This window comes from Parapedobacter koreensis, from assembly GCF_900109365.1.
Classification (GTDB): Bacteria; Bacteroidota; Bacteroidia; order Sphingobacteriales; family Sphingobacteriaceae; genus Parapedobacter; species Parapedobacter koreensis.
The window spans coordinates 121,069-139,809 of the sequence record NZ_FNZR01000010.1; the positions used below are offsets into that span (position 1 = coordinate 121,069).

Genomic DNA, 18,741 nt, shown 5'->3' on the forward strand with positions numbered 1-18,741 from the left:
ATGGCAATGAGGTTGATTGATATGGTCGTACTTGGATTGCCGATTCTTTTTTTTTTATTGAATAGAACAGCCGAATATTTAACGATTAAAGTCGCAAATATTTGTTTCATTTTTTTCTTTCTCTTTCTTTTTGGTTTATACTCTTTGGTGAATGGATATTTAATGGGAATAACCAAATTTAATTTTAGAGATCCTTTAGACGTTATTCGTTATTTGCAGATCCCCGTATTCATGCTTTTCGGTTATTACTTAGCTTTACGTAGCGAATTTAGCGTTAAAAATATCTTAAGTGTATTCATTATTATCATACTAATTATCGGTGTCTTTGCTGTTATGCAAAAGATAATGCCTATCCAGTTTGGATTTGTAACCAAATTATACGCCCCCGAACACCAAAGCGAAAAATTGACTTCTACCGAGCGAGTCACGACGATTTTTGGAAATCCTAATACCACAGCCTTAATGGCTTGCTTATTGTCCTCGTTTATCTTAGGTTGCACATTGGTGAAAGGGTTTATTAAATCTTTTACAGTATTAACGATGCTTGGAATATGCGGATTGGTAGTGTTGTTATCTGGCTCAAGGACGGGGTTTATTGCATGTGGATTTTTGACAATTGTATATCTTTTCCTGCGGATGAGAAATAAATTTATGTTTATTTTAATCTCTGTAACTTTTATTTTTGGTGTTTGGTTATTTCGAGGCCTTATTCTAGATGTTATTAAGTACTTCAACTATTATCTATATGTTGGCATTCAAATCGTTCTAAATTTAGATTTCGAGACATTATTTGCAGCAGGAAATACATTCTCTAGACGGTTCGACAGATGGTTCATTGCTATTGATTTATTCAGAACCTCACCTATATTTGGCTTAGGTCCTTTAAGAGGAGTAGTCGTGTCTTCAACTGATAACTACTATATATATATACTTTTACGGAATGGGATTATCGGCTTATCACTTTATCTTTTCTTTGTAATTTATTCATTGTCGATAGCAATACATGGATTAAAATTGACAAAAGAAATCAAGTTATTTTCTTATGTCTACATTTTTCAAACATGTATAATTCTGTTAATGAACTTTTTGATCGAAGCTCAGATTCAAAATAGTGTCGTTTATCTCCATTTAACAACATTGGGAATATTACTGGGATTGATGAAACAACGAATTAATGAAAAAAATATATAAAGTAGCTCATTTAACTAGTGTACATCCTCGATACGATAACCGTATTCTATACAAACAATGTGTTTCTTTGGCTAAAGCTGGATTTCAAACATATTTAATTGTGGCAGATGGGAAACAAGACGAAGTTTTTCGTGGAGTGCAGATTATAGACGTAGGGGCAAAACGGAACCTTTTGTATCGAATCACTCGTATAGCTTGCAAAATATACAAAAGGGCGAAAAAAATAAATGCAGACATCTATCAAATCCATGACCCGGAATTATTATTAGTAGCATATTGGCTCAATATTAGGGGCAAGAAAGTGATTTATGACGTTCACGAAGATTATCGTACGTCAATCGGGCAGAAAAAGTACTTAAATGTTTTTCTAAAGAAGCTGTTTACTGCAATTTATATACTTTTAGAGAGGCGAGCGGCAGAGAATTTTACAATATTGCTTGCAGAAAAGTATTATAAAGAATATCTTCCGAATGGATATACGATTTTAAATTATCCGATTCTCGAAAAGACGGATACGGAAAAAAAGAGAGAATACAATCTACCACCTACAGGAAATGATATTAAACTCTTATACACAGGAAACATCACAGAAGTAAGAGGGGCGTTAACACAGAGCATATTAGTTGATAAAGTTACCGATGTCTCTGTGACCTTTATCGGCTATTGTACAGAAGATCTCGCGAAAAGAATATGGCAGCAAGTAGATCGCAAAAACGCAATTGTAATTATTGGAATCAATGAATATATCCCTCAAGATAAAATAAAAGATGCTTACAAATCAGGAGATTGGCTAGCTGGCATAGCCCTTTTTCCTAAAACCAAACATTATGAAAAAAAAGAATTGACCAAGTTTTTTGAATACATGCTCAATGGCCTTCCTATAATTTGTTCGGATTTCCCCGCATGGAAGCAATTTGTGGAAGATAATCAATGTGGTATTGCTGTAGACCCTTTAAATTATACGGAAATCCAAAAGGCGATAGATAAACTTCTACAAAATGCTGAATTACGAAGTTTCATGGGATCCAACGGCCGACGACGCGTAACTAGTGAGTTAAATTGGGCATCACAAGAAAAACTGCTAGTAGGCATCTATAATCATTTAATCGATGGATATAAATAAATAGGCTTATTTAACCTCCTTTCCACTGCTTAAGTATATTGAAAAGATTGCCCCGTCTTTGTTCCGGTGTAGTTACATTATTAACTGCCGTTGCACCCAAGCGATCCTCTAGTTGCTTAACATACAAAGAGCGAGGTTGTTGGGTAGCTGAATTAAATACCACATTGATAATTTTGCCAAACAACGTATTACTTTCAGCGATAGCGGAATTCGTATTAATGTTCCAATTCATAGCTGTTGGTGGTATTTGAACTTCTAATTTATTTCCCTCGCAATTCCACAACATAATTTGTGCTCCGGTCCAGCCATGACCAGTACCATTGGACTTTGCGTTAATGACTCGGATGGAGTTTGCAAACACATTATCAAAGAGAATTCCTGTAGCCCAACGTTGATGAGGCCCGGTGTCAGCACGGCCATTTTCGGCATAACAATCCAAAAAAACATTTGGACCAGCGACTCTACTCCCTGTAACAAAATCATGCCTCCCCGATCGGGTATAACATCGTTGAATTAAATTAAAAGATCCATTGACAATATTGAAGGAATATCTGTTTCCTCCGACAGCTCTCGATTTCGGATCAAGCATCGCGCAGTCTTCCACAGTGATAAAGCTCGCCCCATTAAGAATGGTAACACAAGATTGCCCAAAATATTGAGCAGTAATTTTTCGTATCCAACAGTGCTCAGCTCCTCCAATTTTAACTGCTTCCCATCCATGGTTTTCATCTGTTTCGCTGGCGTAATCCGAAATCAAACGCAAACTCTCCACACCACAATTCGCGACGACCCTTGTGATATTTGCTTTATATACGATCCCACTGCCATACTTCTTATATATAGCATCCACCACAGGGATATTAAGACTTAGTTCATTACCATTTATCCCTGTAATAATCCGTTCATGTTTGATACGATATGCTGTGGGAGTCCATCCATATTGCGTCATACCAATTACTTTGAACCATGCCGCGTTCGGCGTTTTCTCTATAAGAATTGTGTCTCCTAGTTTGAGTCCTTTCGCGGATTGGATAGAAAAACTGCTGGCTCCGACTCCAACAAAGTCATCTATTATATTTTGTTCAGTATTCGATATAGGGCTGATTTTTGAATTTCCTCCGATACTTATCAATGTTTGTTTTGATTTTTTGGTTGCTTTTAACACTGTACCATTTTCTCCTTGTCCCTCGCCTGCTAGCACCACTCCTTCATTTCTAATGGAAAGCGTCCCATTAATATTATACGTTCCTTTGCGTAATAATACTTTACCCCTAAACCCATTTTTATCCAAAGGCAATTTACTTATTTTATCTATGGCATTCTGAATAATTTTCGTTTGATCACCCTTTCCTGGGGAAAGGGTAATTTTGACAGGCACATCGGGTATTGCAACTCCTCCTCCCTTGTATCCGGCATAAGAATAATCCGGCACAATATTAATAGCTTCTTTCTCTCCATTGGCAGCCCAATTTTTGGAGGCTATTTTGCCATTTCGGCCAATACTTATCACAGACGAAGCTGATTGAACCGACTGTCCGTTTAAGGCAGCAATGTAAACGACCAAAATGAGTGATAGAAATAATTGTTTAATCATAACTATTGAATTGCCGATAGATATTCAAATAGAACTAAATATATTTATTATATTACTAAAATTTCTTAATATTGCTCGTAGATTCAATCATCAATACCTCCGAAGCATCACTTGAATGTCTGAGAACAAAAAAGTATCAATAATCACACCACTTTTTAACGGAGCGCAATTTGTATCTGAGACAATTGCGAGTGTATTACTTCAATCGTATCAAAATTTAGAGTTACTCATTATTGATGATGGTTCCACGGATAGTGGTCCTCAAATTGTGGAAGAATACAAAAAAAAGGATAATAGAATTAAATTCATCCGTAACGACCATAACCTTGGCCCAGCACGAACACGCAATCGAGGCATAGAGGTGGCGACTGGCCGTTACATAGCCTTTTTAGATAGTGACGATATTTGGTTGCCTAACAAGTTGGAGGTGCAACTACACTTTATGGAGAAAAATAAAACCCCTTTTACATTCACACATTACGAACAGCTGGATGAAGAAGGCAATTTCCTTAAAAAAATGGACTATTTCCCCGATAAGGTCGACTATCGTTCAACCATGATGTCCAACAAAATTGGATGCCTGACGGCAATGTATGACACCGTCTACTTTGGCAAAGTATACATGGCTGATATTAGAAATCGCCAAGATTATACTCTATGGCTACAATTGTTGAAGAAGGTGAAATACGCGTATTGCGTGCCAGAAATCCTAGCCAGGTATCGTATAAGAAAAGGATCGATATCCAGCAATAAATGGAAACTGATAAAATACCATTGGCATATTTATCGACATATTGAACAACAGCCTTTTTTTACATCGTTGTATTACATCACAAACTATATTACCTTGCGTCTGTTGAGAAAATAAACCATTAAGAATGATTGTATTACTCACAGGATCCACCGGCTTTGTTGGCCAAAATCTTACACCTTACCTGAAGAGACAAGGCATGGACTGTCTACCCGTTATGCTTAGAGACAGCAAATGGCAACAAAAATTGATAGACAATTACACCGCTGTCGTCCACCTAGCTGGCAAAGCGCATGATACAAAGAACACCAGCGCAGCCGATGAATATTTCCAAGTCAACACAGAACTGACAAAACAGCTTTTTGATCATTTCTTGCAAAGCAAGGCAGAAGATTTCATTTACTTTAGCAGTGTGAAGGCCGTAGCAGATACTGTGGAAGGCATTTTAGAAGAATCCATACACCCCAATCCCCAAACGCCGTACGGACAGTCAAAACAGCAGGCTGAGAAATACCTCAATAGTCAACCATTACCGCCTGGCAAACGACTGTTTATCCTTCGTCCTTGTATGATTCACGGGCCGGGGAACAAAGGAAATCTCAACCTACTTTACAAAGTCGTCAAAACGGGAATCCCTTATCCTTTGGCTGCTTTTGATAACCGCCGTTCCTTCCTTTCCATTGATAACCTCCAATTTGTGGTCAAGTGGTTAATTAAAAATCCGGATATTCCGAGCGGCACCTACAACTTAGCAGACGACGAAGCCCTCTCTACCAACGAATTGATACGGATTCTAGGAGAGGCCCGAGGAAAGAAGACGAGGCTCTGGAGGTTGTCGCCAAACATTATCAAAAGTGTAGCCGGATGGGGCGACCGACTTACATTACCATTCAATACCGAACGCCTTAAAAAACTGACGGAAAACTATGTAGTAGATAACAGCAAAATCAAAGACGCTCTAAAAATCGGTCACATGCCTGTATCAGCAAGGGAAGGATTGCTTAAGACGTTGAGAAGTTTTTAATATGTCGCTTCAATACATAACCCTTCACACCGATATACATCATACCTAATCCCACCAACACGCCAATACTGCCCCAAATCTGTGTAGCCGCGGAATAGTCAGCCAGTCTAAAGACCAACAATCCCACCCCCACCTGCAATAGACCGTAACAATATGAGATGAACAACTTATCCCCTCCCCCCTCGTTCGCCAAATACTGATACAAATGCGTCCGGTGCGCCTTAAAAATATTTTCCCGCCTGAATAGCCGGTGAATGATAGTAAGCACACTATCCACTCCATACACCGCAAAAAACATCATATATACGAAGTTACCTGTAGCGAGAATCAGATTTAACGTGGCAAAAATCAAAATAAAACTCATGCCTACACTACCCACATCCCCTGCAAAACACTTTGCACGCCCCCGGAAGTTGAAAAAGGCAAACACGCCATTGGCAATGGTGGTACAATACAGCAGGCGGTCATCGATGAAGCCAACGTCCCAGTTGACCAGCCAAAGCAATAACAACACCGCGAAACTGTACATAGCGGTAATACCGTTAATACCATCCATGAAATTATACGCATTGATAGTACCAATGACCAATATCAACGCTATTGGAATGACATACCAAGCAAAATCAAACAGCTGCACTTCGGCAAAAAGTAACAATACGGCAATCAAATGAACGCTGATGCGCAGCCGATTTGAAAGCGTAAGCATATCGTCAAGAAAGCTAATGAACATAATCAGCGTAAGGCCGGCAAAAAAATAGGGATAGCCCCCGCCACTCCAGATAAACCACGCCAATACCCCGAGGTAAAAAACGATCCCTCCGCCGCGGATGGTCACTTGCGTGTGGCTACTGCGCTCGTTGGGCTTGTCGATGATATTATAACGGTCGGCAATTCGAAAATACACCAACATGGCGGCAAACAGCAAAACAGCTATCCATGCATAAATCATGGGACAAAGATAATTTTTTTGATGCATTCATCAATATGACCTGATCACCTGTGGCGTTGCCGATCACCTACCCGCGGCCGGAAAGCCCCACATCCCAGTGCAGTGAGCTGGCGATCAGGCTGCGGTGAGCGTGCTGTAAGGGTGCGTCAAACACCCGGCAGACACCCAGCTCACCGCTGGCAGACAGCTACCCCACGCGCAGCAGTCTTGGAGCAGTTACAGAAGCGCTGGGTCGCTTGTTTTGGCATCATCTACGTTTTACCCCACTTTCTTCCGCCATTCTCCTCCCATTCTTCTACCATAATGCGGGTGCTATCCGGCCCGGATGCGGTGCGGATCTGGATTTTTTACGGATACGCCCCGGATCAGCCCCGCATCGCGCACGGGGGATGGTGGGAGAAAAGGGATAGTTGGTGGAAACAACAATTGAAGATAAAAACAAAAAACCCGCTTCAAATGAAGCGGGCCAGTAGCCTCGACGGGAATCGAACCCATATCTAAAGTTTAGGAAACTTCTATTCTATCCGTTGAACTACGAGGCCATTAAATCTCCGACAAAAATACACTTTTAAGCGAACAATGGAAAAATTTTCCCGCTCATCTAACGGACGGCACAAAAGTGATGGCAATCATTTTAACAACAGGCTGGCAAGAAATAATGTAATGAAAACTTCAAAAAAACGCTCCCATAAACATTTTATATAGCCCATTGATAAAAACGATATCACGTCATGGAGATAAAGCGTACTTTTGCAGTGTCAAAAAATAAACAGATTAGCTATGAGTTTTACAGGAAAAAAATTCCCCAGTGTTACCGTTGATGCGATTGATTACCTCGGTGATTACTTGTCCATCAACGTTTTTGAAGAAGCGACCAAAAAAGGAAAAAAAGTCTTATTATTCTGGTATCCTAAAGACTTCACGTTTGTATGCCCTACCGAATTGCATGCATTCCAAGAAGCATTGCCTGAATTTGAAAAACGCAACACCATCGTTATCGGTGCATCATGCGATACCAATGAGGTACACTTTGCTTGGTTGAACACGGCCAAAGATAATGGCGGTATCGAGGGCGTAACGTATCCCATCCTTGCTGACACCAACCGCAATCTTTCCCGCGTATTGGGCATATTGGAAGGTGAAGAAAAGGAAAGCGAAGAATTCGGCTACATTTTCGAAGGCTCGAATGTGACGTTCCGCGCTACTTACCTCATCGATGAGGATGGCAAAGTTTTCCACGAAAGTGTGAACGATATGCCTGTAGGACGCAACGTGAAGGAATACCTCCGCCTAATCGATGCGTACGCACACGTGCAGAAATTCGGCGAAGTATGCCCGGCCAACTGGGAAGAAGGCAAAGAAGCCATGAACGCCACCCGTGATGGTGTAGCCACTTACCTGGCCAGCCAAGTTTCATTGAGCTAACACAAAAGCTCATCAAGGATGCCTGAAAAATCAACCTGATTTCTTGGGCGTCCTTGTCCCCTCAAAAGAGGATTCAAACAAAAAACAAAATGTATTATGTTACAGGAATTAGAAAACGATAACCTTGCTGATATCGTAAAAAATAACGACGTGGTACTGGTACAGTACTCAGCCACCTGGTGCGGCAATTGCAAAATCATGAAACCGAAGTTCAAGAAATTGGCATCGGAAAATGAACAAATCCCTTTTGTCATTGCTGATGCCGAGCGGTTTCCGCAGTCGCGGCAGCTGGCCAATGTCAGTAACCTGCCTACCTTCGCGGCATTCAAGGGTGGCCAATTGGTGAATCAGGTGCAGACCAATAAATTTGACCCATTAATTGACTTGCTGAATGAAGTTGCCCATAATTAAGCACCTGACTGAGTTTATCGAGCAAAACGACCAAGACTACGTGCTCGAAGCCATCGAAACGCTTGAATCGCTCACTGAAGTGCCTTCATTGAAAGATGAGGAACTGGATGTAATTGGTGAGCTTATCTCGAACATGTACGGGGCTATCGAAGTGGACAAACTCGTAAAAGGCGGAATGGAACGCAAAGAGGCCCTCAATACCTTTATGAAACGGGTGCTGGGCTCCATCGACAAGGGATAAATAAAGCGACTGGTTTTCCACAAAAAAGTGTTTAAAACGAATCTTTTGTGGAAAACTTGTTGCAGAAAGCTGGTCTTACGTCGGGCTTATTCTCGTATCTTTACCGTTGTTAAAGGTTAACTTCTTAAGGCCGTTTTATTCGTCTGTTGGTTGGAATAAGCATACGTTTGTTTTAATAGTTATTAAAATCAACGGTTTTAAGATTTAAATGATTTTTTAATTGTTAATTTGCAAAAGCCGTCCCGATGTTTGTCGGGACGGCTTTTGTTTGTTCACGCCAAACCCCTATCTTTAGGGCCATGAACGTAAGAATCCTTGTCAATCTGCTTTTTTTCCTTGGCATAACCTCTTTATCCATTGCGCAGAGCCAGCAGCCGCAGCATGCTGGTGAAATCAAGCAGGCGATAAAAAAACTGAATACCCTAGGTTCCGTACTGTACTTTGCCGCGCATCCTGATGATGAGAATACGCGGTTGATTGCCTGGCTTGCCAAAGAAAAACGTTACCGGACGGGCTACCTGTCGCTCACCCGCGGCGATGGTGGGCAAAACCTTATCGGCACGGAGCAGGCGGAAGAACTCGGCCTTATTCGCACCAACGAGCTCCTTGCCGCACGGCGTGTAGACGGCGGTGAGCAATTCTTTTCACGGGCCCTTGATTTCGGGTTTTCAAAGACATGGGATGAAACGTTCCGTTTTTGGGGACGTGACAAAATTCTGGCCGATGCGGTATGGGTCATCCGCAAATTCAGACCTGATGTGATCATCACACGCTTTCCGCCCGATGAACGGGCGGGCCATGGGCACCACCAAGCGTCTGCCTTGCTGGCCATTGAGGCCTTCAAAGCGGCAGCGGATCCCGCCCGTTTCCCGGAACAACTTGCCGATGTGAGCGTATGGCAAGCCAAACGATTGCTGTGGAACACATCCAGCTTCTTCCAGGGATCGCCTTCTTCTTCCAGCCATTTCCTGACGAATATCGGTGAATATAATCCCTATATTGGTGAATCTTATGGAGAGATTGCTGCCGAGAGTCGCTCAAACCACAAAAGCCAAGGTTTCGGATCGGCCCGCCAACGTGGCAACAGTGTCGAACGTTTTGAGGCACTACAGGGCGACATACCAGCGGAAACGCTTTTTGATGGGATTGAAACGTCGTGGAAGCGCGTAGATGGAAGCGACAACATTGCTCAGCTGATTGCTAAGATAGACGAACAGTTTGACCTGGAGCATCCGGAAAATTCCATCACCGACCTTTTGGCCTTGCTTAGTGAGGTGGAAAAGCTGGACGACGAGTATTGGAAAACCCAAAAGTCGACCGAAATCAAGGATCTTATTCTCGCTTGTGGTGGCATTTGGTTTGAAAGCTATGCGCCTACGGGCAAATTCGCCATAAACGAACAGATTCCCATCCGTACTGCATTTATCGTGCGCCGTCCCGATGTAACCGTGACAGTGGGCAATACCACACTCCCTTTTAATGAGCTACATGAGGAATCATCCGTTTTTACCGCCTCAACCCTTACTCAGCCTTATTGGCTGCGCCAGCCTCATGGGTTGGGCAGCTTTGTAGTGGATGATCAGGAGGATATAGGTCACCCAGGGAATAAGGATAATCCTAAGACTACGGTCTCCTTACGCATCAATGGGAAAACGCTTACTTTCGAACGTCCAATTGTATATAAATACACTCATCCCGTGCGCGGTGAGGTATACGAGCCCCTGGTCGTTGCACCGAGGATAACGGCTAACCTCAGCCAAAAAGCTTTGGTATTTAATGGTGATGAACCCAAGACACTCGAAGTGGTCTTCACTGGCCATACCCAAGAGCAAGTTTCGGCTGTCGCGATGCTAAGCTTGCCTCCGGGATGGCGGGCAGAACCGCAGCAACTGCCGTTGAACTTTTCAGCGAAGGCCGAGGAGACCACGGCCAAATTCACCATCTATCCTGCACAGCAGGCTTCACTCGCTGATTCGTTGAGCATTGCACTGCAATATGGCGATGGTACGGAAACGGCTAAAGCTATCCGTACCATCGCTTACGAGCACATTCCGCGCATTACCTGGTTTCCTCCAGCGGCAGCACGCCTCGCTAAGGTGGAAACAGGTGTATCGGCTACCCGCATTGGCTACTTGCCCGGAGCAGGCGACTTGATTCCCCAGTCCTTGCGCGAAATCGGGCTCCGTGTAGATATGCTTACTGAACAAGAGGTCCTGTCCGGAAACCTTGCACAATATGATGCTATCGTCACCGGCGTTCGGCTTTACAACATAAACGATCGCATACCGTATATGCAATCCCGCTTATTGGAATATGTCAAAAATGGCGGCACATTGGTGGTGCAATACAATGTAAGTGGTGGACTGCAACCTGTGGATCTGGGACCTTACCCCTTCCAACTCACCCGCAATCGGGTCACCGATGAGACAGCTCCCGTAACCATTCGCACGCCCGATAGCCGGGTGTTGAACTACCCGAATAAAATCACGGCAGCAGACTTTGAGGGGTGGATACAGGAGCGCGGGCTGTATTTCGCAGAAGGCGTTGATGGACACTATGAACAGCCGCTGCGTATGGCTGACCCCGGCGAAACGGCCAGCGATGGCTCGCTATTGGTGGCCTCTTATGGCAAAGGTAACTTTGTTTATACATCGCTGGCTTTTTTCAGGCAATTGCCCGCCGGCGTGCCGGGGGCTTATAGATTATTTGTAAATTTGCTCGCGAAACCCAATTGATTAAACAGATATATTAACATGGAACAACACATTGAAGAGCCTACCAAGGGTACAAACACCAATGGCTATTTTTATTTGCTTGGTGCGATATTTGGCGGTTTGACCGGCGGCTTCACGCAAGAAAGCTTCCTCGCTGCCCTTATCGGTGCCGTGATAGGGCTGCTGTTTGCCGGCTTCTTTGTTGGCAGCCTGCTCAAAGGCCGCGAGCATGACCGATAGGGGATTACCTCCCTTTGTGCGCAGCTGGAAGCGGTTTTATTGGATCGTCGTAATCTGGTTGCTGGTATTAATCCTACTGTTTTACTTATTCACTACGTATTTCGGATGAGTACAACGGACTGGATTGTATTGTTCTGCACGCTGCTCTTCATCGTTGCCTATGGCGTATACAAGAGCAAAGGTATCCAGAATATCGACGGATACCTATTGGGCAATAAGTCCCTGTCTTGGTATCATGTCGGACTATCCGTGATGGCTACGCAAGCCAGTGCCATTACCTTTCTCTCAGCACCGGGCCTGGCTTACTCGTCGGGTATGAGTTTCGTGCAGTTCTACTTCGGCCTACCATTGGCCATGATTGTACTCAGCATCTCCTTCGTGCCCATGTTTCATCGCCTACGGGTATTCACCGCCTACGAATTTCTGGAAAAACGTTTCGACGTGCGCACACGTGCATTTACGGCGCTGCTGTTTCTGATCCAACGGGGCCTTTCCACCGGCATTACCATCTATGCCCCTGCCATCATCTTATCCAGCATCCTCCAAATCAATGTGGTCTATACCACGCTGTTCATCGGCACACTTGTGGTGCTTTATACCGTATATGGCGGTACAAAAGCAGTTTCCTATACACAGCTGCTACAGATGACCATCATCTTTGGCGGATTGCTCACAGCTGGGATACTGGTGGTACACATGCTTCCTAAAGACATCGGCCTGATAGAGGCATTGCATATTGCCGGCAAGTCGGGCAAGGCCAATGCCATTGATTTGACGTTTGATTGGAACAACCAATATACCTTATGGAGCGGCCTTATTGGCGGTTTTTTCCTGCAGCTTTCGTATTTCGGCACCGACCAGAGCCAGGTTGGGCGTTACCTCACGGGATCATCTATCCGCGAGAGCCGCATCGGCCTGCTGATGAATGGCCTCTTGAAGGTGCCCATGCAATTTGCCATCTTGCTCATCGGCATATTGGTATTTGCCTTCTATCAGTATAACAGCCCGCCGATATTTTTCAATAAATATGAGCTCAATAAAATTGAAAACAGCGGATATGCTGCCCAAGTAAATGAGCTAAAGGCCGAGCATGAATTGATTTTTAAAAAGAAGCAGGAGCAAATAAACCGGTTGACAGTAGCGCTTGACCATGGCGACGAGGCGACCATTGCAGATGTGCGCGAGCAGTTGCGCCACTCGGATACACAGGCTCACGAAGTACGGCACAATTTGATAACGCTCATGCAGGAACACGACAGCCTGGCCGACACCAATGATAACAACTACATCTTCCTGTCTTTTGTCACGGAAAATTTTCCAAAGGGACTTATTGGTTTATTGGTGGCTATCGTATTCATGGCTTCCATGGGTGCTACGGCGAGCGCCATCAATTCCCTGGCGTCTACGACGGTCATCGATATTTATAAACGTTTTGTCAGCAAAACAGGTAGCGAACGCGGGTATCTCTCTGCTTCACGGATTTTTACCTTAGCTTGGGGAATATTCTGCGTCATCATTGCCTTATATGCCAGCAAATTGGGCAACTTGCTGGAAGCCGTAAATATTTTAGGATCGCTTTTCTACGGCACTATACTTGGCATTTTCGTTGTAGCCTTTTATGTCAAACGAGCCGATGGCAAGGCCGTGCTATGGGCAGCTATCTTCACCGAAATTATCGTAATCGCCCTCTGGTGGTCTGATACGATGGCTTTCCTGTGGCTCAATCTCGTGGGTTGCGCGGGTGTCGTGCTCTTTGCATTGCTTTTTCAAAGCTTCCGATACAAAGCATACAGCACCTGAAGGTCGTAATCGGTCAATTCAGCGCTCGTATCACGTTGAACATAATGCAGTTTGAATGCTTTGATGGCAGCGGCCTCATCACGTGTATCGTAACCGATAATGCGCAAGGCATCCATGGGATTGAAATTTTCCGGCGGTACTGTCAGCTCTTCTTCATGAGGCCAAAGGCCAAATCCACGCTCAGCCAGCCGTTTCCACGGAAAAAAGGCGCTGGGATCCTCTTTCCGTGTAGGTGCAATATCCGAATGCGCAATAAAGTTGGCCGTTGGAATGTTATATTTCCGTTTCAGTGTATCCAATACGTTTAGTAAGCTGTAAATCTGCGGATCGGAAAATGGCTCATTCCCGTTGTTGTCGAGTTCAATACCTAATGAAACGGAATTGAGATCAGTTACACTGCCCCACTTGCCTGCTCCGGCATGCCACCCGCGTACGTAATCGTTGAGCAGCTGGTACACCTCTCCATGACGACCAATTACATAGTGGGCGCTTACTTCCGAATGCGGCACGGTGAAGGTATGCAAGGTTTGCTCCAAGCTGTCCTGTGCGGTATGGTGTATAATGACATAATTGGGTTTGCGTAGGTTGAAGTGAATAGCACCTACCCATTGCGCATCACGTTTTGCCTGTGGACCTTCGGATACGGTGGCCACCCCGGAGGTATCATAAGTGACCCCAAGGCGCGGTGTGGCATAAGGCAGCGGCTGCCGGATTTGCTCGGCAAGCACCTTCACCTGTTGCTTGTACTGTTTGTTGGTCTTGGCGTAGCGATTGGCACTGCATGCTGAAACGACAAGTCCTACACATGCGACGTGGATGATGATACGCAGAGATGGGAAGCCTATCTTTGCCATACGTCTTTGGATTACCTCGGAATCTTGAACAGCAGGCCTAATGCCAGGGTTTGGCTGGTTTGGATGTCGGTATGCTGCCGACTATCATACACCAGAATACCGGTCAGTGTCACATTGATCAACCTCGTGACGGACGCTATTAGCGTTGCATCCAAGCGGTGGGCCGGATCACCGAGTTCTTCGTAGTTGGCAAACATATTGTAGCGGCTCTTGAGATTAAGGTTTTGCCCAATGTTACGATCGAGGTTGGCGGTGAGCTGGAATGCAAGGTCGTTCCGGAATCGCCTTCCGGGCTCGACACCATACCGCGATCCATCGGTCGCTGTCGGCGCCACGCTATCATCCCATACGAACGTTTGCCGTGCCGTACCCGTACCAATACGCAAGGAAAAGGTATTATCCGGTTTATACTCAAGACCGAATGATTCGGTCAAGTAACCCGGAGCCATGAAATTGGACTTCACATTGGCGATGCTATCCCGACCAGTGCTGCTCGTTGCGTAATTATAGCCGACATCAAACTGGCTTTCAAATGTGAGCGAGGTAAATAGTGACCAATAGGTGGCCACTTTCAACGAAAGTTTATTATCCCAAAAAATCCGGTCATTATTTTTACGGGGCAGCTGATCCCTGTTCTTCATCTTACCGTATTGCAAGTTTAACTCCGTGACAAAGTTGGTATTGTTGCGCGTATAATCGGATTTGTGACTGATAAGCGCCCCTACGGAAATGGAGTTGACACCACCGGATTGCCAGTTATCGCTGAACGACGCCTGGTTGGCATTGACGCCAAAGGAAGACCAATGTCGCCAGTAAATCACCTGCAGATCCAAAGCCGATACGGGCAACGTAACCGGACGGATATTCAGTGCTGGCCTGTCCACTTTGAGGCTATTGGAATCCGGCTTACGCCGCAATTCGTCCAAGTTATAAATCTGGGCTTTCCCGATTGAAACGCCTAGCAGCAGAGTTGCAAGCAAAAAGTAAAACTGTCGTCTCATAATTGTTGCAAAATTAGCAAATATCGTGCTGCTTTTTATTAAGCGGGCTATTTCTCGGGTGGATTTTGCTTTTAGTAAATTGGTTCTGTGCCGTTGCTTCACGTCCGGACCCGGTGCCACCCGTATGCTTTTCTCTTCTTCCCTAAGACACTTTTGGATGCGCATAAGCAACCTAGGGAGATGAACGGAGCGAGTCTCCCAGTTGCGTTGCGTATCCAAAGTACCGCCCCTCTCCGCTATGCTTCCCTTCTTCTTCCTAAGACATCTTTGGATGCGCATAAGCAACCTAGGGAGATGAACGGAGCGAGTCTCCCAGTTGCGTTGCGTATCCAAAGTACCTCCCCTATTTCCCCGTTTCAGGAAACGGCGGCAACCGTCGGGCGGCTGGATTTCGCCGGTATTGCGCCAGCGACGAACGGATATAAAACGCCAAGTTATAATCGTTTGCACTCAGGACAAAAAAGTAAGAAGGTCGATACTGCCGCATAAAATCAATCAATGTCTCGCCCTTGAGACCGGTGACCCCGCTCACCAATTCAGGAGTAAACCGATAATCGATGACCGTTTCGCGATAGTCTTGTTCAATAATTTCCTGGAGCCTACGCGAATTTTTGCCTTCCCTGCTGATTAGCTTGTATAACGCATCAATACTCAACCCTGCTCCAGTGGGGGCCACCGAGAAGATAGAACCAGCATCGCCTTTGCTGTAAGCTGTGCTATATTCCCGTTTGTTTTCCTCCAATCGCTCTTCGGGGCTACGCCTAGCGATGACGGACACCTCGTCAAGCCATATCGTGGAACGTTCCATATTAAAGAGCACAATCTTTTTATCTTTTACCACCAAGGTATCGGGATGATAGCCCTTGGCCGCGGCTATCAGAATATCCCCGGGGGACGCCTGAATCGAAAATTCGCCCCGTGTGTTGTTGTATCCGCCGTCATCATTTGCGGTGTTATAAACATATACCTGAGCAATGCGTTGCTGGGTATGCTTGTCGAACACGATACCTTCCACAGCGGTTTGTGCTACGGTCATGCCAGACCACAGCAGCAAAAAGAACACTCCAACAAAAAGAAAAAGCCTATGTTTCACTGTCGTAAAACTACAGTTAAGTTGGCAGTTGGCGAAAAATTTAACATCATTTTGCAAATACAAACAGGTCATTGTGACACCAAGATAAGCTGCCCGACAAATAAGGATTCCGTTTTTAAACCGTTCAAATCCATTAAATCGGCGGTAGACATCCCGTACTTGCGGGCAATTTCGGCCAAGGTATCACCCTGTTTCACCTCATGGATATCGATACGTACAGGTGCTTTCGCCTGAGCAACCTGAAGTTCTTCCGGCTTATTTTCGACAATCTCGGTTTGCACGACTTCCTCGCGCCTGATTTTTTCATTGCGGCTTTCCGCTCGATCGTATTGGTGCAGTTGGTAGCGCTCAATAAGATCGATCAGCATATCGGCATACCGCGGATTGGTTGCATAACCTGCTGATTTCAGTCCTTTTGCCCATCCCTTATAATCATCCTTATCGAGCTCGAAAAGTGACTCGTAACGCTTCCGAAGCAAAAACTGTGAATGGTCTTTAAATGAATCTTCCGCATGTTCGTATACCCGAAAACAATCGTCACGGCGGTCGTCATCCTGATAGGTTTTCCCTCCTATCCACTCGGGAGTGCACTTGATGCCAAAATGATTATTCGCTTCACGCGCCAGTGTACTATTGCCGTTTCCCGATTCGAGCAGCGCCTGCGCCAACTTAATGCTGGCAGGAATCCCGTACTTGTCCATTTCGGAGATGGCAACATCTTTATACCGATCAATGTATTCATATCCCGATGTACTGGTATAGGAAATAGATGGTTTGGCAGGCGCTACGGATGGTGTACGGGTCGGCTGGGTGCTGCGGGTCGGCACAGGGCGCCTACTCACGCGGGGATTTTGGAGCACGTCATGCTTGGATAGGCACGAAGTAAATAATAAGACGGTGAGTAATGCGTATAGCTGTCCTTTCATTTAGTTAGAGGAGTAATTGTTGTCCGATGTGCAAGCGCGAGTTGGTAAGTCCATTGTTGCGCTGGATGGTCTTCACCGTTGTGCCGTACTTGCGGGCAATATCATATAAGGTATCCCCCTGTTTCACGGTGTACCAAGCGGTTTCCTCCGGTTCATCCATCGCTGCAAGCGCCATTCCCTCTTCCGGCTGTTTATCCAACTCATGCAGGTTGTATTTCCGGATGATACCAAGTACCTTGGATGACCAGGAGCCACTATGGGCATACCCGGAGCGGGCAATGCCTTGTACCCATTTTTGGTATTCATGGGGCTGGTACAAATCAAACAGTTCTTCAGTACCTTTACGACGTTTCAGAAAATCGATGAAATCCTGGTAGGAGTCGGTTACTGAATCGTATCCTTTGTAGGCCGAACGGATTTCCGTGCTGCTATTAGGTCCCTTGATGCCAAAGTGATTGTTGAGATGCCGAGCTACGCGACTGGTACCGTGTGCGCTCTCATGCATCGCAATAGCGAGGATGATGCTCGCAGGACATCCATAGGCTTCCATGTGCTGGATGGCGGCATCTTTATAGTGTTCGATATAGGTTTCCGGTGATTCTTGGGCCAAGGTGCGAGTAGCCAACGTCGAGGTCAACCACATAGCAAGGGATAAGGCAATGGTAGTCTTGTTGATTCCTTTCATAGTACATGATTTTAGCTTCACCGCTTCCGCAACACAAACAATCCATCGCGAATGGGAAGAATCAGTTTATCTACGCGTTCATCAGCTGCAAGCTGTTCATTCAATGAGACGATTTGTTGGGTTTGTGAATCACCGGCACCGGCGACCACCTTCCCTTTCCATAATACGTTGTCAATTAAAATCAGGCCACCCGCACGACACTTTTCAAGTGCAAGCTCATAATAAATAGGATTATTTTTTTTATCGGCATCAATAAAAACGAAATCAAACGGACCAACCAGTCCGGGAATAACGGCGGCGGCATCGCCTATATGGTAATGAACGGCATGCTTCCATTCCGATTGCTCAAAATACCCACGCACGCGATCTTCCAATTCAGGGTTATTATCAATCGTGTGAACTTCACCCCCCGGCACCAGGCCTTCCGCTAAGCATAGCGTGGCATACCCCGTGAAAGTACCTATTTCAAGGATAAATTTGGGTGCTACCAACTTGCTCAGCAATGCAAGCAGCCTGCCCTGATATGGGCCCGATAACATATGGGGCCTTGTTTCTTTCAGGTAGGTTTCCCTGTTGATACGCTGCAATAAAGCAGGCTCAGCATCACAAGTCCGCTCCAGATAGCTCGTCAATATATCATCGAACATATCCATTGTACCCGCAAAGTAAATAAACTTAACACAATTTAACAACCACTACGATGTAACGTTTTGTAAGTT

19 protein-coding genes and 1 tRNA gene are annotated in these 18,741 nt (G+C 45.1%); 11 read left to right on the forward strand and 9 right to left on the reverse strand.

Going from position 1 to position 18,741, the window contains the following annotated elements:
- Positions 1-1,191 carry an O-antigen ligase family protein gene (locus tag BMW65_RS20395; RefSeq protein WP_090608386.1) on the forward strand — a complete coding sequence of 397 codons (1,191 nt, stop codon included), beginning with the start codon at positions 1-3 and terminating at the stop codon, positions 1,189-1,191.
- Positions 1,175-2,314 carry a glycosyltransferase gene (locus BMW65_RS20400; protein WP_090608388.1) on the forward strand — a complete coding sequence of 380 codons (1,140 nt, stop codon included), beginning with the start codon at positions 1,175-1,177 and terminating at the stop codon, positions 2,312-2,314. Before BMW65_RS20395 ends, BMW65_RS20400 begins: the two co-directional genes overlap by 17 nt.
- A 10-nt stretch (positions 2,315-2,324) precedes the next feature.
- Here BMW65_RS20400 and BMW65_RS20405 read toward each other — a convergent pair whose 3' ends face one another.
- Complete coding sequence (locus BMW65_RS20405) at positions 2,325-3,908, reverse strand: SH3 domain-containing protein (RefSeq protein WP_090608390.1); 1,584 nt, start codon at positions 3,906-3,908, stop codon at positions 2,325-2,327.
- 115 nt (positions 3,909-4,023) lie between these two features.
- Here BMW65_RS20405 and BMW65_RS20410 point away from each other — a divergent pair, with 115 nt between their 5' ends.
- Positions 4,024-4,776 (forward strand): glycosyltransferase family 2 protein, encoded by a 753-nt coding sequence (locus BMW65_RS20410; RefSeq protein WP_090608391.1) that lies wholly within the window; start codon positions 4,024-4,026, stop codon positions 4,774-4,776.
- Between the two features lie 10 nt (positions 4,777-4,786).
- On the forward strand, positions 4,787-5,683 hold the full coding sequence (locus BMW65_RS20415; RefSeq protein ID WP_090608392.1) for an NAD-dependent epimerase/dehydratase family protein: 897 nt from the start codon (positions 4,787-4,789) through the stop codon (positions 5,681-5,683).
- Here the strand turns inward: BMW65_RS20415 and BMW65_RS20420 are convergent.
- The gene (locus tag BMW65_RS20420) at positions 5,661-6,632 is read right to left on the reverse strand and encodes an MraY family glycosyltransferase (protein WP_090608393.1); all 972 of its coding nucleotides are present in this window, start codon (positions 6,630-6,632) and stop codon (positions 5,661-5,663) included. The genes BMW65_RS20415 and BMW65_RS20420 overlap by 23 nt on opposite strands.
- A gap of 102 nt (positions 6,633-6,734) precedes the next feature.
- On the opposite strand from BMW65_RS20420, the gene BMW65_RS23970 reads away from it, so the two are divergent.
- Complete coding sequence (locus BMW65_RS23970; RefSeq protein ID WP_143053955.1) at positions 6,735-7,133, forward strand: hypothetical protein; 399 nt, start codon at positions 6,735-6,737, stop codon at positions 7,131-7,133.
- Here the strand turns inward: BMW65_RS23970 and BMW65_RS20430 are convergent.
- Positions 7,103-7,174: transfer RNA gene (locus tag BMW65_RS20430), tRNA-Arg, on the reverse strand. The genes BMW65_RS23970 and BMW65_RS20430 overlap by 31 nt on opposite strands.
- A 238-nt stretch (positions 7,175-7,412) precedes the next feature.
- Here BMW65_RS20430 and BMW65_RS20435 point away from each other — a divergent pair.
- The 6 genes from BMW65_RS20435 to BMW65_RS20460 all read left to right on the forward strand — a co-directional run bounded on the left by BMW65_RS20435 (position 7,413) and on the right by BMW65_RS20460 (position 13,463).
- On the forward strand, positions 7,413-8,057 hold the full coding sequence (locus tag BMW65_RS20435) for a peroxiredoxin (RefSeq protein ID WP_090608397.1): 645 nt from the start codon (positions 7,413-7,415) through the stop codon (positions 8,055-8,057).
- A gap of 96 nt (positions 8,058-8,153) precedes the next feature.
- The gene (locus tag BMW65_RS20440; RefSeq protein WP_090608399.1) at positions 8,154-8,468 is read left to right on the forward strand and encodes a thioredoxin family protein; all 315 of its coding nucleotides are present in this window, start codon (positions 8,154-8,156) and stop codon (positions 8,466-8,468) included.
- Positions 8,449-8,709 (forward strand): DUF6952 family protein, encoded by a 261-nt coding sequence (locus tag BMW65_RS20445; protein ID WP_090608401.1) that lies wholly within the window; start codon positions 8,449-8,451, stop codon positions 8,707-8,709. Before BMW65_RS20440 ends, BMW65_RS20445 begins: the two co-directional genes overlap by 20 nt.
- Positions 8,710-9,008: 299 nt before the next feature.
- Positions 9,009-11,444, forward strand: a complete 2,436-nt coding sequence (locus BMW65_RS20450) for a PIG-L family deacetylase (RefSeq protein ID WP_090608403.1) — start codon at positions 9,009-9,011, stop codon at positions 11,442-11,444.
- 18 nt (positions 11,445-11,462) lie between these two features.
- Positions 11,463-11,663: a hypothetical protein gene (locus BMW65_RS20455; protein ID WP_090608405.1), complete on the forward strand. Its 201-nt coding sequence runs from the start codon at positions 11,463-11,465 to the stop codon at positions 11,661-11,663.
- A 105-nt stretch (positions 11,664-11,768) separates the two neighbouring features.
- The gene (locus BMW65_RS20460) at positions 11,769-13,463 is read left to right on the forward strand and encodes a sodium:solute symporter family protein (protein ID WP_090608407.1); all 1,695 of its coding nucleotides are present in this window, start codon (positions 11,769-11,771) and stop codon (positions 13,461-13,463) included.
- On the opposite strand, the gene BMW65_RS20465 is transcribed toward BMW65_RS20460, so the two are convergent.
- The 6 genes from BMW65_RS20465 to BMW65_RS20490 all read right to left on the reverse strand — a co-directional run bounded on the left by BMW65_RS20465 (position 13,430) and on the right by BMW65_RS20490 (position 18,675).
- Positions 13,430-14,317: an N-acetylmuramoyl-L-alanine amidase gene (locus BMW65_RS20465; RefSeq protein ID WP_090608409.1), complete on the reverse strand. Its 888-nt coding sequence runs from the start codon at positions 14,315-14,317 to the stop codon at positions 13,430-13,432. The genes BMW65_RS20460 and BMW65_RS20465 overlap by 34 nt on opposite strands.
- Positions 14,318-14,328: 11 nt before the next feature.
- Entirely contained in the window at positions 14,329-15,318 is a 990-nt protein-coding gene (locus tag BMW65_RS20470) for a DUF3078 domain-containing protein (RefSeq protein WP_090608411.1), read from the reverse strand.
- Positions 15,319-15,661: 343 nt separating this feature from the next.
- Complete coding sequence (locus BMW65_RS20475) at positions 15,662-16,411, reverse strand: peptidase associated/transthyretin-like domain-containing protein (protein ID WP_090608511.1); 750 nt, start codon at positions 16,409-16,411, stop codon at positions 15,662-15,664.
- Between the two features lie 68 nt (positions 16,412-16,479).
- The gene (locus BMW65_RS20480) at positions 16,480-17,337 is read right to left on the reverse strand and encodes a glucosaminidase domain-containing protein (protein WP_090608413.1); all 858 of its coding nucleotides are present in this window, start codon (positions 17,335-17,337) and stop codon (positions 16,480-16,482) included.
- Positions 17,338-17,341: 4 nt separating this feature from the next.
- Positions 17,342-18,022, reverse strand: coding sequence for a glucosaminidase domain and LysM peptidoglycan-binding domain-containing protein (locus BMW65_RS20485; protein WP_090608415.1), 681 nt, complete (start codon positions 18,020-18,022; stop codon positions 17,342-17,344).
- 17 nt (positions 18,023-18,039) lie between these two features.
- Complete coding sequence (locus BMW65_RS20490; RefSeq protein ID WP_090608417.1) at positions 18,040-18,675, reverse strand: O-methyltransferase; 636 nt, start codon at positions 18,673-18,675, stop codon at positions 18,040-18,042.
- Positions 18,676-18,741 lie beyond the last annotated feature (66 nt).